Origin of the sequence: Bradyrhizobium brasilense (assembly GCF_029714345.1) — a bacterium.
In the GTDB taxonomy this organism is placed as follows: domain Bacteria; phylum Pseudomonadota; class Alphaproteobacteria; order Rhizobiales; family Xanthobacteraceae; genus Bradyrhizobium; species Bradyrhizobium australafricanum.
On record NZ_CP121669.1, the window covers coordinates 8909821 to 8924845 of the forward strand.

A 15025-nucleotide genomic window follows, 5' to 3' on the forward strand; every position below is an offset into this window, starting at 1 on the left:
GCAATCGCTTTCACCAGCGGTCGCAGCCGACATTGATACTCTGTTAATGACAATTGCCGCGACGGCTTGCGAAAGCTGCCGCGGTCTCATTCTGTCACGGCATTTCGCAGGTCCGCTTAACCAAAACTACAACGGACTTTGCCAAGGTCGGCGCATGCATAGTCTCACCAGACACGATTTTCAGGCGGGCGCGGCAGTGCCCGGCCAAGACGATATTTCCGGCAATGAATTGCGTATCCTGCGCGACCTTCTCCAACTCCTTCCGGCGGGAGTGACCGTCCAAGACGAGCAGGGCCAGATCATCCTGGTGAATGAAGCAGCCGCGAGCCAGCTGCAGCTGGCCGCCAGCGCGAGCCAGCCGTCCCCGGTCGACGAGCGCCACGCCGCCAACCTGGATCTGCTGCGCAGCGGCCATCCGGTGGTGCTCGAGGAAACGCTCTCCTGCGGCGCATCCAAATACGTGTTCCTGACCTCGCACCGGCCCGTCCGGATCGCCGGTCGCAATCTCCTGATTTCGACCTCGACCGACATCAGCGAGCAGAAGGCGTTCGAGGACCAGCTGTTCCGCTCGGCCTATTACGACGAGCTGACCGGCCTGCCGACCCGCCGGGTGATCGAGCACCGCGTCAACGGCCTGATCCGCGACGATTCGCAAGGCCATTTCGCGCTCGCCTTCCTCGACGTCGACAACTTCAAGCACATCAACGACTATTACGGCCACGCGATCGGCGATGCGCTGCTCGTTGAACTGTCGAAGCGACTCGGCCACGCGCTGCGCGACACCGATATCCTGTCGCGCATCTCCGGCGACGAATTCCTGCTGCTGCTCAACCCGATCAGCGGCAATGACGAGGTCGCCGAATTCATCCATGTCATGCAGGAGCGGCTGAAGGCGCCGTTCTTCATCGAGGACTCCGAAATCTTCGCCTCGACCTCGATCGGCGTCAGCCTCTATCCGATGCATGGCCGGAGCTACGAGGCGCTGCGCCAGAACGCCGACATCGCGATGTACCGCGTCAAGAACAACGGCAAGGGCTCGACCGCGTTCTTCGACAACAGCATGGAGCGCGAGGCGCTGGCGCGGATGAAGATCGAGCAGTCGCTGCGGCTTGCGATCCTGGAAAAGCGCTTCTGCTGTGCATTCCAGGCCAAGGTCGATATCCGCACCCAGGAGGTGAAGGGCATCGAGGCGCTGGTGCGGCTGCGCGACGACGAGGGCGTGATCCAGGCGCCGGGCACCTTCATTGATCTCGCGGTCGAGCTCGGCCTGATCGACGAGCTGACGTTCCTGGTGCTGGCGGAGATCGTCAAGTCGATCGACCTGATCAACGACACGTTCGGTCCGACGGCGACGATCAGCATCAATGTCGCCGCCAAGCAGGCCTCCAACCTCGAATTCATGCGCCGGTTCGCTCGCGCGCTCGAGGAGACCGGCTTCCCCAAGCGCTTCATGATCGAGGTGACCGAGGACGCGTTCGTGACGCGGTCGCATTTCCAGGACCAGATCCTGCCGATCCTGCGCGGCATCGGCGTCGGCATCTCGATCGACGATTTCGGCATCGGCTATTCGTCGCTGTCGGCGCTCGCCGATATCACCGCCGACGAGATCAAGATCGATCGCTCCTTCATCACCGACATCCATCAGCGGCCGCGCAGCCAGGGCATTTTGCGCGCAATCGAATCGCTGAGCGAGGCGCTCGGCATGACCGTGATCGCCGAGGGCATCGAGTCCTACGAGGAGCTCACCTATCTGCAAGCCGCGACCAAGATCCGCTATGCCCAGGGCTATTACTTCGCCAAGCCGATCTTCCTCGAGGATTTGAAGCCGGCGACGCCGGTCGCCAGCGAAACGCGCGCCAGCATGGCCGCGCGCCCTGCCCAGGAAGGCCGCCAGGGCTATTCGCGCGCCAGCGGTTTCCGGCGGTAAGGGCGCGATGTGACTGCGCTCGCTCCCTCTCCCGCTTGCGGGCAGGGGAATCGCATATGGAATGAACCGACTCTTCCGCGCCGTCATGGCCGGGCTTGTCCCAGCTATGACGAGTTTGTGGGAACTCCGATCGCCTCAAACGGCCATATGCGATAGCCCTGCGCTTGCGGGGAGGGTTGGGGTGGGGGTTTCACCACGAGCCATACTGGGGAGAGAGCCCCCACCCGCCCCGCGCTGCGCGCACGTCGACCTCCCCGCAGGCGGGAGAGGTAAGAACGCGAGACCGCTGCAGACGCCCTACTTCTCCAGCACCGCCAACGGCTGCACGCCGTTATTTGCGGGGCCGGCCTGCATCGTGATCAGCATCATCGAGACCATGTCGTAATAGCCCATGATGGCGATGATATCCGTGATGCCGCGCTCGCCGAATTTATCCAGCGCCGCCGTGTAGACAGCGTCGCTGACTTTCTTGTCGCGATAGAGTGCGATGCCGAGATCGTACAGCGCGGCCTCGTCGTCCTTCATGCTCTCGGGCCGCGTGCCCTTGGCGATCGCGTCCGCGATTTTCGGATCGAGCCCGCCCTTGATCGCCAGCGGATGGTGCGCGGACCATTCATATTGCGCGGTCCAGTGCCGCGCCGTGATCAGGATCGCCATTTCGCTGAGCCGCGCCGGCAGCGAGGTATTCCAGCGCAGATACTCCGACAGGTTCGACAGCTTTGGTGCCAGATCGGGATTGCGGATATAGGCGCGGTAGGGCGGCGCGGTGAATTTGGCATTGCGCGGCGGCGCGCTGATCATGTCGGCCCAGGCCTTTTGCGCCGGCGACAGTTCCTCCGCCTTCAGCGGCGCGAAGCGCACGGCGTCCTCAGCCCGCACGGCCGACACCGACAATGCCAGCGCCGCCAAGATCCCTGCTCCGAATATTGTTCTCATTGTTGTTCTCCCTTTTCGGTGCAGGCGTCTTTGCGCCCTGCCCGGTCGCGCGAGATTAATTGCCGTCGCGATGGATGCAATGAGGTGCCAGCTGTCGTTCGGTGCCGGCCGCCGGTGAAGCGCCTCGTCACGGCAGGCGCGCGGTTAGGCCACACCTACCGCAGCGCCGGGCAGCGGCGTATATAAAGTGCAGTCCCAAGCGGCGCGAAGGTGTTAGCCATGCAGCCTGTATCTATCCTCCTGAACATCCTCTGGATCCTGATCGGCGGCGCGTGGATGGCGTTCGGCTGGCTGATCGCCGCCGTGATCATGGCTGTGACCATTATCGGGCTGCCCTGGGCGCGCGCCGCCTTCAACATCGCCGTCTACACGCTGCTGCCGTTCGGCTCGCGTGCGGTGCGCCGCGATGAGGTGACCGGCACGTCCGACATCGGCACCGGACCGCTCGGGGTGATCGGCAATCTGATCTGGTTCATCCTGGCCGGCTGGTGGCTCGCGATCGGCCATGTGATCACCGCGATCCTGCTGGCGGTGACCATCATCGGCATCCCGTTCGCCTGGGCGCATCTCAAGCTTGCCGGCATCGCGCTGTGGCCGATCGGCAAGGTGATCGTGCCGGCGTGACGCTGGCCAGGCCGTCGACGGCTAGTGTCCCGAATCCGAAGTTCGCATCATTTGCCGCACCTTCGGAGCGAACTTCGGATTCGATAAGGACACTAGCAAACTTATGATTCTAGTGTGCTTTATGAATGCGAAGTTCGTGAAAGTGGCTGCCGCGAAATCGCACGAACTTCGCATTCAGCACACTAGAGCCAATCCTTCGTGGTCTGGCTGCAAGCCTGGTAGTCGCGCCGCCAGACGAAGCCAGCGCCACCACACGGCGGGCGCGGGCGCGAGGTGGCGGGACACTCATTCCTGACCCGCGCGGCGGTGCCCCAGCCGTCGATCACGCAGGCACCTCGTGAGGTCCTGTGGCAACCGTCACCGCATCCCTCTGCGGCGTTGGCCGGGGTCAAGCCGAGGAAGGCACCGGCTGTCAGAAGCGTGATCAAACCTGCTCTCATGATGTTCTCCATCGAGCTGTCGGTCGTGCTGCTCCATTCGCGGCACAAGCGTAGGCGATCTCTGTGCCGCTTGCCACCGAATCTTCCGGTGTGTGGGCTTAGCGCGCCGCCTCGCAGCCGGGGATGTCGAACACGGCGGTCAGGCCGCAGGGCGAATTGAGCATCTTGCCGCCGGCGTGGCCGACGCCGGGCACGTCCCACACGCTGTGGTTCGGCGCGCCGCCGTCGCGGGCCTGCATCACGGCGGCATAGGAATGCCCGCGCGCGTAACGGTACGGCCCCTCGGCCTCCGCCATGCAGGATTTGTCGAGCGCGGGATGATTGGGGTTGGTGTCGAGCGTTCCGAGCAAATAGATCACGCGGCGCGCGACATAGGCCTGCTCCGCGCGGCCGGCGAAGGCTCGGCAAGATAGGGCGGGCGGTTGTCCATGCCGAATTTCCAGCTGTTGTAGCCATGGCAGCTCGCCGCTATCGCGGGCTCCGGCCGCTCCTTGGTGAAATAGGCATAGGAGGACGGATTGGCGACCACATAGCGCACGCCGATGCCCTCGCGCAGCAGGACCTGGTCGCCCTTCACCGCGATCGCATAGCGCTGCACCACTTGGCCGCCGCCGGAATGGCCGAACACGACGACCTGCTGCAGGTTGGGAAACAGCTTGCGGTCGCCGAGTTTCGCCAGGATGGTGTCGAGCGCCTCGAACGAGCTCGCCGGGCTCGGCGCGAGCGCAGGCTCGCCGCCCTGCCAACCATAGAGACTCCAGCGCAGCGTCTCCGCCGGCAGCTTGAAGGCGTCGACGTCGGACTCGATCAGGAATTGCGGCGCGATCATCAGCGCATGCTCGCCGGCATCGCCGGCAGCGGCCTGCGCGCTCAGCGCCGCGCGAAAATAGTCGTCGGCATTGCGCAGCACGCCGTGCAGCACGAGGACGGCGCGCGTAACGTCCGGCAGCGGATTGGACCAGTCGGCCGAGAGGTAGAGCGGAAAGCTCGCTTTGCCGACGGCAATCCGCGCATTGGCGATCTCCTTGACCGGCTTCAGGTCGCGCTCGGTCTGTGCCTGCGTCGCGGACGCCGTGGGTACGTGCGCCGCCGCCACGACGAGCAATGCCGCGGCCGCAAGCCAGGCCCGGTGATGCATGGTTCGACTCCGTTGCTGCCGCGAGCTCGGCTGGATCATGGCGCGTCAGGCGCAGATTCACCCGTGAATTTTCGGAAAGCTTCAGCACCCGCGCCTCAGGCGACGAGCCGCCCGCGATTGTTGGCGGCGAGGATCGGGCGGATCAGGCGACCGAACCGCTCGGCCTCCTCGTCATGCAGATAGCCGGACAGGCAGAAGGAGTGGCAACCGGCATCGATGAACTGCTGCAAGGTCGCGGCGCATTGCGCGGGATTGCCGACCACCGCGATGCCGGCGCCGGGCCGCACCTTGGTGATGCCGGTCCACAGATGCGGCATCAGGAGATCGCCGTAGTCGCGCGCGAGCTGCTGCACGCGCTGGTTGGCCTCCGAGCGATTGTAGAGCGTCTTCATCTCCTGCTTCTGCCGCTCGGTGGCGTGGCGCACCAGCTGGTCGGCCGCCTCCCAGGCATCCGTCTCGTTCTCGCGGCAGATCACCTGCAGCCGCATGCCGAAGCCGATCGCATCCTCGCGGTCATGCGCCCGCGCCATCCGCCGGATCTCGGCGATATTCTCCGCGATGCGCTCCGGCAGGTCGCCCCAGAACAGATGGACGTCGGAATGCTTCGCCGACACCTCCCAGGCCTGCCGCGAGCCGCCGCCGAGATAGAATTTCGGAAACGGCTGCTGCAACGGACGCGGCCTGATATGCGCGCCGGAGATGGTGTGAAACCTGCCCTCGAAATGCACCGGGCCGCGCGTCGTCCACAGCGCCTTGAGGATCGAGACCTCCTCCTCCATCAGCGCGTAGCGCTCTTCCTTGGGCTGACGCACGCCCTCGGCCTCGACCTCGCTCTCGTTCTGGCCGGCGATCAGATTGATGCAGATCCGCCCGCCCGACATCTGGTCGAAGGTCGAGATCATCTTTGCCATCAGCACCGGGTTGATATAGCCGGGCCGCGCCGCAATCAGCGGCTTGATCCGGCGAGAGCGCGCCGCCATGAAGGCGCCCGTGATCCAGGCCTCCCAGCACACCGAGCCTACCGGGATCAGCAGATACTCGAAGCCGGCGTCCTCAGCGGCCGCGACCACGCGCTCGCAGAGTTCCGGCGAACCGGCGATCTGGGCTTCCATCAGCCCATAGGCCGTGGTGTCGCCATGCGTGGGCAGATACCAGCCGAATTCCAGCGGACGCATGGGCAAACTCCCTCGAAAGACGGCCCTTTTGGATGGCCTGTCATATTGTCGGGAGGCAGTTTACAGCCCCTGACCAGTTGGACAACGCCGTTGCCGACGCGGAGCCAATCAGCTAAATGAACCCCTGCACGCACCCGTAGCTCAGCTGGATAGAGCGTTGCCCTCCGAAGGCAAAGGTCACACGTTCGAATCGTGTCGGGTGCGCCAAGACGCGACAGAGCATCCACTCGTCCGTCGTCATGCCGGTGAAGCACGACATATCCGCTGTTCCCGAACTCACGAGTGCCTTACCATCACTCGAATCTTCCAACTTTCGGTCGAACGTCGACGGATGTACCCGACCGGCAGCCTCGGTGCCGCATGAAACGACCCTCGATGGCTCTCTTCGTGGCCATTTTGGCCTTGTTCGGCTGCCGTGGATCCGATTCGGCGGCTCAAGGTATGTCCGCGACCCCCGATCCACTTGCGTCCGCGCGCGAAGGCCTGCTGCTGTGTATCCGACCCAAGATCGACAAGAGGGAATGCAACACGCTCACGAGATACGTTTTCGACAGCGCAAGCGCGATTGAGGCGCACGCCGACGTGACGATGTCGGCGGAGGTGGTCATGTCGTTGAAATTTGTCACGACGATCCAATCGGGGGCGGTCTGCAGCGCATTCCGCGAGGAAGACACACGGTCAGCAACGTTCACGATGGCCGGCCGCCCAGCGTCTGCACAAGAAACAAGCTTCCTCCGCGATCAGGTTGCGAGCAACATGCGAATCCGACCGACCGGCGTGACTTGTTGGAATTTTCTGAACAGCCCACAAGGCTTGGTGGCACAGGTCATTCTTGACGGGGTGCGACACCCCGAAATGGATGAACCGGTGATTTGGACTTCTCCGGACCAGGGATACATCGCCCATCCGTGAGGCCCTGGCTCCCGCGTATTCCAGCGCGCTCTTGAGCGCCGCTGCGCGGCCCCTCACGGATCATCATAGCGCCACAGCGAAGCAGTAGTGCCCATCTTCGTCGCGCGTGGTGCGCCATTTTTGCTTCATTTGCCGCCGACCAATCGTGGCCCTTGCTGCGCTTACGGGATTCTTGCCACAACGTTGGGCCGGTTTTTCTCGAGCCAGGCGACGGCCTCGGGTCCATCGACGACACACTCGAAGGTTTCCCAGGTTGGGTCCTCCAGAGATTCCAGTTGCAGTCGCTTCGTCGCATACTCAACGAGGTCGTGGAGGCGTTCGTATCCTTCTCTGTGCTCGAGGGAATCTGCAATCGCAGTGCTGGTCCATCCTCGTTGGGCCAAATCGATAATGCTCGGAGCGTCAGCCTCGCTGAACCACGGTGTGGCATCGAACTCGATGCAGCGAACATTGTCGGCGGTATGGCAGGTGGCGTGGATCATTGGATTCCTCCGTTTGCCGGCTAACGACCTGCGCCAGCATCGCGCTTCTCACATCGCTGCCTCACACGCCGTCAGGCCTTGACCAAGTCCCCCAGCAGGTTCGCCGCCACCGTCAGCTTGGCGAGGGTCAGGCCGCTGGCAGCGATCTCCTCGACCGAGCGGCGGATACGCGTCGCCTCGGGGTGAGCCGCGAGCCAGGTCTCGACGGCCTGCTGGCCAGACTGGCCGGTTGCCAGCATATCGGCGGCCAGTCTCCTTTCGGCGCCGGCGATCTGCTCGACGGCGCGATCGATGGCCATGCGTTCGAAATAATCATTGGCCGGCACACTGCGTGCGGCGGCGATGATGCGGTCGAGACGGAAATTCGCCTCGGCGGCGTAGAAGGTCGCGGCGGCATCGCCGATGGGGCGCCCGGTGCGCTCGGCAACCGTCACGATGTCGGGAGCCGAGACCAAAGCGTCAAGATCGGCGAGCTCGCCGGCGAGGCCGGCCGGGACACCGGCGTCGGCGAGTTCCTGCCGCCGCTTGACGCGCGCCGCTTGCAAGTCCGGCGGCAAGGCAGTGTCGAGCCCGGCGACGATCTGGCGGATCGCCGGGCCGAAGCGCGCGACGACGGCCTCCAGCCCGTCCTTGAAATCGACATTGCGCACGTACCAGACCATGCGGGAGAGCAGGAGGTCCTGCACCGAAGCGTAGAGGGACAGCTGCAGCTGCCCGTCGATGCAGGCGTCGAGCGCGTCGATCGCGTCATTGAGCCACTTCAGGCCGAAGCATTCATCGACCGCCACATAGGCCATGACGATGGTCGGGATATCGGCGTCGGTCTCGTCGATCAGTCGCACGACGCAGGCCGGGCCGCCGCGATTGATCACCGCATTGGCGAGGCTGGTCGCGATTATCTCCCGCCGCAGTCGATGCAATCCGGCCGCGGTCGGGAATTTGTCCTGAACCTCGCGCGGAAAATACTGGGATAGTTCGCGGGCAAGATAGGGGTCATCGGGCACGCTGGTGACGAGCAGGTCATCGTAGAGGGTCAGCTTGGCGTAGGCGAGCAACACGGCAAGCTCGGGCCGCGCGAGGGACTGGCCGCGCCGTGTGCGCTCGGTAAGCGCCGCGTCGTCGGGCAAGAACTCAACAGCGCGGCTAAGCAAGCCGCGCTGTTCGAGCGATTGCATCAGACGGGTGAGGAAGCCGGTCTCGGCCACACCCTTGCGCTCGGCCAGCGACAGCGCCAGCGTCTGCAGATAGTTGTTGCGCAGCACCAGCGCGCCGACCTCGTCGGTCATCGCGGCAAGCAGGCTGTTGCGGTCAGTGGGACTGAGGCGTCCCTCGCGCTCGGGGCGCGCCAACGCGATCTTGATGTTGACCTCGACGTCGGACGTGTTCACGCCGGCCGAATTGTCGATGGCGTCGGTGTTGAGCTTGACGCCCTTCTGCGCCGCTTCGATGCGGCCGCGCTGGGTAACGCCGAGGTTGGCCCCTTCGCCGATCACCCGGGCACGCACGTCGCCACCCGCGATGCGGATCGGATCGTTGGCGCGATCCCCGACCTGGTCGTCGCTTTCCCCGGAGGAGCGGACATAGGTGCCGATGCCGCCAAACCACAACAGGTCCGCGCGAGCCTTCAGGATCGCCGTCATCACCTCGAAAGGCGTGGCTTGCGGCTTGTCGAGATCGAGCAGCGTGCGCACCTCCGGCGCAAGCGGGATCGCCTTGAGCGAGCGCGAGAACACGCCGCCGCCCTGCGAGATCAGCGACTTGTTGTAGTCCTGCCAGCTCGATCGCGGCAGATCGAACAAGCGCTTGCGCTCGGCGAAGCTGGTCGATGGATCGGGCGAAGGATCGATGAAGATGTCGCGATGATCGAAAGCCGCCACAAGCCTTGTCGCCGGCGAGAGCAGCATGCCATTGCCGAAAACGTCGCCCGACATGTCGCCGACGCCGACCGCGGTGAACGGCATGGTCTGAATGTCGGTGCTGAGCTCGCGGAAGTGGCGCTTGACCGCCGTCCAGGCGCCGCGCGCCGTGATCCCCATCTTCTTGTGGTCGTAACCCTGGCTGCCGCCAGATGCGAAGGCATCGCCGAGCCAATGGTTCTTCTCGGCCGAGATCGCGTTGGCGACGTCGGAGAAGGTGGCGGTGCCCTTGTCGGCGGCAACGACGAGGTAGGGGTCGTCGCCGTCGTGGCGCACGGTGGATTCGGGCGGCACGACGATGTCGCCGTCGAGATTATCGGTGAGTTCGAGCAGCGAGCGAACGAAGATGCGATAGCTTTCGGTGCCCTCCGCGAGCCAGGCGTCGCGCTTGGAAGGCGGCGGCAGGCGCTTGGGCACGAAGCCGCCCTTGGCCCCGACCGGTACGATCACGGCGTTCTTGACCTGCTGCGCTTTCACCAGGCCGAGGATCTCGGTGCGGAAATCCTGCGGCCGGTCGGACCAGCGCAAGCCACCGCGCGCAACCTTGCCGAAGCGCAGGTGGATACCTTCGACACGAGGGGAATAGACGAAGATCTCGTAGAGCGGTCGTGGAGCGGGCAAGTCGTCGATCCGGCGCGCCTCGAACTTGAAGGAGATCACCGGACGCGGGTGTCCATCCTCGCCGATTTGCCACAGATTGGTGCGAACGGTAGCCTGCACCAGATTGGTGAAGCGGCGCAGGATGCGGTCTTCATCGAGCGAGGCGACGGATTTGAGCTGTTCCTCGACCTCGGCAAGCAAAGCCGTCTCGCGCGCCGCGCGCTCGGCGTCCGTCAAGGCGAGGCGCGGATCGAGGCGGGTCTGGAACATCGCGACCAGGCTGGCCGTGATCGCGGCGTTCTTGCGCAAGGTCTCCCACATGTAATCCTGAGTGAACGGAGCGCGGATCTGGTGCAAATAACGCGACAGCGCCCGAATGGTCGAGACTTCCCGCCAACTTAGGGCGGTGCGCAGGATCAGGCCGTTATATCCGTCGGATTCGGCGCGATCGGTCACCACCGCCATGATCGAGGCTTCCAGGCGATGGCTGAATTCCGGGTTGATCTCGATGGGCTGGCCGTCGCTGGTCTCGATCGTCATGTCGTGTAGCCATACCGGCGCAGGCCTGGTACCGGGCACGACCTGATAGGTGCGTTCGTTGACCACGCGCAGGCCGTGATTTTCGATCACCGGCACGCGGTAGGACAACGACAGCGGTACGGCGTCCGAAAACACCTTCAGGCCGAAGCGCCTCGGATCGTCGCCTTCGATGCGGTAAACCGAAATCGTCACCGGGCGCGCCGGCGTCAGCTTTTCGACGGTCGTGATATCGGCGATCGCCTGTTCCGCGCTGAACACCTCGGTATAGCCGCCGCTGAAGGCCTGGGCATATCGGTTGGTGAGCATGCGCGCCCGCATGCCATCGGTCGACGCGGTTAGCGCGGCCTTCAGCTTGTCGGCCCAGGTCGCGGCAATGGCGCTGATCCCGGCTTCGAGCAGGGCGCGGTCGACGACGGGCGTTTTGCCTTCATAGCGTCCGATGATGAAGTGGACCCGCGCAAGCGCCCCTTCCGGGAACGATACGTAGGAGGCGGACAGCTTCCCTTTGTAGGCCTGCGCCAAAAAGGCTCCGACGCGCGTGCGGACGTCGGTGTCGTATTTGTCGCGCGGAATGAAGGTGAGGATGGAGACAAAGCGATCGAACTTGTCGACCCGCGGCAGCGCCCGGACGCGCGGACGCTCGTAGAGGATCAGTATCTCGATGACGAAGTTGTAGAGCGTGTCGACGTCGATCTGGAACAGCTCGTCGCGCGGATAATCTTCGAGAATATGCATCAGCGCCTTGCCGGAATGGCCGTTCGGGTCGAAGCCCGCGCGCTGCAGCACCCGCGAAACCTTGTGGCGGACATAAGGGATCTGCCGTACCGAGCGAGTATAGGCGCCCGAGGTGAAAAGGCCGACGACGCGCAACTCGCCTTCGAGCCGACCGTCGGGCGAGTAGAGTTTGATGCCTACATAATCCATCCGGGTGCGGCGATGGACGCGGCTGGAGACATTGGCCTTGATGACGATCAGCAGGGTCGGCTCGTGCATGAACTCGCGGATTTCCGGCGTCATCACCACCATTTCGCTGCCGCGGCGCAGGACCTTCACGTCCGGATCGCGCAGGATGCCGAGGCCTTCGCCGGTTGTAATGTCGTCCGACGCGTCGCTGTCGGGCGAGAAGCGATATTTGCGCACGCCGAGGAAAGTGAAATTGTCCGCGCAGAGCCATTGCAGGAACTGATTGGCTTCGGCGAGTTCGTCGATCGGCAGCGGCGGCGGATTGGAAGAGAACGTCTTGATCGCTTCCTCGACACTGTCACGCATGACGCGCCAGTCGGCAACGCAGGCGCGGACATTGTTCAACGTCCTGGTCAGGCCGTCGATCAGCTTCTGGCGATCGGAATCCGCGTCCAGGCGGGTGATGTGGAGATGAATCAGGCTTTCGCGCGCGCCCTTTGCTCCGTCCGGCAGTGCTTCCCCGTAGAATCGCAGCAGCTTGCCCCCTTCATCGCGCTCCACGGCGATGATCGGGTGAGCGACCAGAGTGACCTCGAGGCCCTGCTCGGCGAGCTCCGCCATGGTGGAATCGAACAGGAAAGGCATATTGTCGTTGAGAATTTCGAGCACGGAAATCTCGCGCCCATTCGGCAACGTCGGATTGACGACGCGGATATCGGCGCTGCCGGCCGTGCGCCGCTGCACGTGCTCCCAGGCCTGCTCCGCCAGTTGGGCAAGCGAGGCGGCATCGTAATTGGCGAGATCCTCGATATTGGTGTAGCCGAACAAGGGCTCGGCAAAGGCCCTGGGGCTCTTGCCCGCTGGCACGCTGCCCGCTGCATCGCGGATCAGGGCTGCCCGGGCCTTGTCGTCACGCCACGCCATAATGTCCTCCATTTGCCGTGCCGTCCGATCGCAGCCGCGACCATCCGCTTGATTCTGGAGTGCATCTCTTCGTGCGTCGCGATCGAATGCTACGCGAAATCCTAGCTTCGACGGCTGCCGACGACAATACTACGATCCCGCAGCGAACGGCGCACGCTGTCGTGAGGCGTGCTGAATTTCGCTTGTGACAGCGGCTGGGCCGAAGGCGGTGGCGGCCGAACGCCTGGGGCAGGAAAAATCACATGCAATTTCAATTATGTATGGGTTCGCGCCACCGTTCGGCAGGGATGTGGTATCTGACGGGCGGTCAGCGACGGCGGGCAACGACCGCACTCAGGTCAGGTCTTTCGGCATCGTGATGCCGAAGCGGACAATCTGGCGATGGATGGTCGAGCGATCGACGCCGCGTTCGCGCGCCACCTGCGAGACATTCCAGCGATTGTTGCGCAACGCCGCAAGTAGCGCATCGGCTTGCCGCGATGTCGCCGCTCTGCCACGTGCCGGCTTTCCGGAGATATCCACACCCAGGGGATCAGCGATCCGGTCCGGCAAATCGGCAAGATCGATCGTGCCGTCGTTCGACAGCGCGCAGCCATGATCGAGCGCGTTGATCAGCTCGCGGATGTTGCCAGGCCATTGGTACTTGAGCAGCGCGCTGCGCGCGCTTGCCGTCAGCGCATAGTTGGCCTTGTGCTCCGTCGAAAGCCGATGCAGGGATTGATCGATCAGCCACTCGATATCGGTGCGCTGACGCAGCGGAGGCAGCGCAAGCACCGCGCCGTTGAGGCGGAAATAGAGATCCTCGCGGAACTGCCCCGCCTTCACCAGCGCGACGAGGTCGCGATGGGTGGCAGCGATGACGCGGACATTGAGCGGGACCGGCCGGGTACGGCCGACCGGTGTCACCTCGCGCTCGGCGAGCACGCGCAACAGGCGCGTCTGCGACGAGATCGGCATGTCGCCGATCTCGTCAAGGAACAGGGTGCCGCCGTCGGCTTCGAGCACGAGACCCTTCTTGCCCTTGGCCGCCGCTCCGGTGAAGGCGCCTGCCTCGTGGCCGAACAGTTCGCTCTCGATCAGGCTTTCCGGCAGCGCGGCGCAGTTGACCGCGACGAAGGGCCTGCCTGCCCGCGCACTGACCGAATGCAGCGCCTTCGTCAGGTGCTCCTTGCCGGTGCCGGTTTCGCCGGTGATGAGCAAGCCCATCTGGGTGTTGATGAGCTTGGCGGCGCGCGTCACCACGTGATGCATGGCGGGATCGCCGCGGAACAGGTTGCGTAGCGGCGCCGGAAGCGCCGACTCGCTGCGGGAGGAGGCCGGCGCCGCCAGCTTGTTCGGGGGCGGCAGGGTCTGCGCGAACAACGTCGCGCCGCTGTTGGCTAGCCGCAGCGTACGTTGGCCGGTGGGGCGCGAATGGGCGAAGCGCGGCAGATCGTCGATGGTGCATTCGAAGATGTCGGACACGCCGAAGCCGTCGGCCCGCAGGCGAAGGTCCGGACGCTTGGCCAGTTCGCGGGCGAGCAGCTGCCTTGCGCGATTGTTGAAGCCGATGATGTGGCCGCTGCTATCGACGGCCATCACATAGTCCGGATCGACATCGGCGAATTCCGCGGAGCCGGACAACTTGATGATCCATTCCTGCCGGAAACGGTTCAGCAGGTTCGCATTCTCGATCTTGTGGGCGAACGACTTGACCAGTTGCAGCGCAAGGAACTGGCTGGCCTTCGGTTCCGGCGAGCGCAGCGCGGAGATATCCAGCACAGCAGCGAGCTTGCCGCTGGGATCGAAGACCGGCGCGGCCGTGCAGGTCAGCGGAATATGGGTGGCGTCGAAATGGTCGGATTGATGCACCGTCAGGGCTTCTTCGGTCGCGATGCAGGTGCCGACCGCGCAAGTGCCGGCATGCGGCTCGTTCCAGTCGGCGCCGAGATAGAGGCCGGCCCTGCGAAGCGTGTTGTTGAATGTCGGATCGCCGATGAAATCCACCGTGATGCCCCTGGCATCGGTGAGCAGCAGCACGTAGCCGAGTCCGGCGATCTGACGATACAGCATCTCGACGCCGAAGCGCGCCGTGTGGAGGAACTCGTCCATGGCGTCGCGATGCTCGCGCAGCCGCCCGGATGTCACGATATGAGCGTCGCGCAGCTCCAACGGATCGAGCTTGTGTTCGGAGACGCATCGTACCCACGACTGATGGATGATTGCGTCACGCGCGCTGGTCTGGCCGTCCGCAACGCGAACCAGCTCGTCGATGTGCGCAGCCCGCTCCGTCGTCACGGCTGATGCTCCTGGATGTTTCCCCGCACGTTGTTGCTTCAAGTGTCACTCGGATTGTGCCGCCGATCAAGTTTGTTGCGTGCAACACCTGTTGCATGGCGCAACAAGTGAGGCGGCCTCGCCTTGGCTGTTAACGCGAGGAAATGCCGAGCGTTTTCGAGATTCGCCGCGGTGGCATGAGGCTTGCTGACATGGTGGTCGAGGCAAGATTCGACCTCGCTAACAAACGCG

At 64.1% G+C, this 15025-nt stretch carries 9 protein-coding genes, 1 tRNA gene and 1 pseudogene; 4 read left to right on the forward strand and 7 right to left on the reverse strand.

Annotated elements, in window-relative coordinates; genetic code table 11:
* Positions 1-154 precede the first annotated feature (154 nt).
* Complete coding sequence (locus tag QA635_RS41255; protein ID WP_283065888.1) at positions 155-1927, forward strand: putative bifunctional diguanylate cyclase/phosphodiesterase; 1773 nt, start codon at positions 155-157, stop codon at positions 1925-1927.
* 297 nt (positions 1928-2224) lie between these two features.
* Here QA635_RS41255 and QA635_RS41260 read toward each other — a convergent pair whose 3' ends face one another.
* Positions 2225-2863, reverse strand: coding sequence for a carboxymuconolactone decarboxylase family protein (locus QA635_RS41260; protein ID WP_283065890.1), 639 nt, complete (start codon positions 2861-2863; stop codon positions 2225-2227).
* A gap of 219 nt (positions 2864-3082) precedes the next feature.
* Here QA635_RS41260 and QA635_RS41265 point away from each other — a divergent pair, with 219 nt between their 5' ends.
* On the forward strand, positions 3083-3487 hold the full coding sequence (locus QA635_RS41265) for a YccF domain-containing protein (RefSeq protein WP_028335598.1): 405 nt from the start codon (positions 3083-3085) through the stop codon (positions 3485-3487).
* A gap of 182 nt (positions 3488-3669) precedes the next feature.
* On the opposite strand, the gene QA635_RS41270 is transcribed toward QA635_RS41265, so the two are convergent.
* The 3 genes and pseudogenes from QA635_RS41270 to QA635_RS41280 all read right to left on the reverse strand — a co-directional run bounded on the left by QA635_RS41270 (position 3670) and on the right by QA635_RS41280 (position 6240).
* On the reverse strand, positions 3670-3927 hold the full coding sequence (locus tag QA635_RS41270) for a GCG_CRPN prefix-to-repeats domain-containing protein (protein WP_156436045.1): 258 nt from the start codon (positions 3925-3927) through the stop codon (positions 3670-3672).
* Positions 3928-4025: 98 nt separating this feature from the next.
* A pseudogene (locus QA635_RS41275) lies at positions 4026-5065 on the reverse strand (alpha/beta hydrolase).
* A gap of 95 nt (positions 5066-5160) precedes the next feature.
* Positions 5161-6240, reverse strand: a complete 1080-nt coding sequence (locus tag QA635_RS41280) for an LLM class flavin-dependent oxidoreductase (RefSeq protein ID WP_283065893.1) — start codon at positions 6238-6240, stop codon at positions 5161-5163.
* Positions 6241-6370: 130 nt separating this feature from the next.
* On the opposite strand from QA635_RS41280, the gene QA635_RS41285 reads away from it, so the two are divergent.
* Together QA635_RS41285 and QA635_RS41290 are read left to right on the forward strand one after the other, a co-directional pair.
* A tRNA-Arg gene (locus tag QA635_RS41285) sits at positions 6371-6447 on the forward strand.
* Between the two features lie 168 nt (positions 6448-6615).
* Positions 6616-7152, forward strand: a complete 537-nt coding sequence (locus QA635_RS41290; RefSeq protein ID WP_283065894.1) for a hypothetical protein — start codon at positions 6616-6618, stop codon at positions 7150-7152.
* A 161-nt stretch (positions 7153-7313) separates the two neighbouring features.
* Here QA635_RS41290 and QA635_RS41295 read toward each other — a convergent pair whose 3' ends face one another.
* From QA635_RS41295 to QA635_RS41305, 3 genes are all read right to left on the reverse strand, one after another.
* Complete coding sequence (locus tag QA635_RS41295) at positions 7314-7634, reverse strand: hypothetical protein (protein ID WP_212057865.1); 321 nt, start codon at positions 7632-7634, stop codon at positions 7314-7316.
* Positions 7635-7705: 71 nt separating this feature from the next.
* Complete coding sequence (locus QA635_RS41300; RefSeq protein WP_283065897.1) at positions 7706-12529, reverse strand: NAD-glutamate dehydrogenase; 4824 nt, start codon at positions 12527-12529, stop codon at positions 7706-7708.
* A 321-nt stretch (positions 12530-12850) separates the two neighbouring features.
* Complete coding sequence (locus QA635_RS41305) at positions 12851-14794, reverse strand: sigma-54-dependent Fis family transcriptional regulator (protein WP_283065899.1); 1944 nt, start codon at positions 14792-14794, stop codon at positions 12851-12853.
* Positions 14795-15025: the final 231 nt, after the last annotated feature.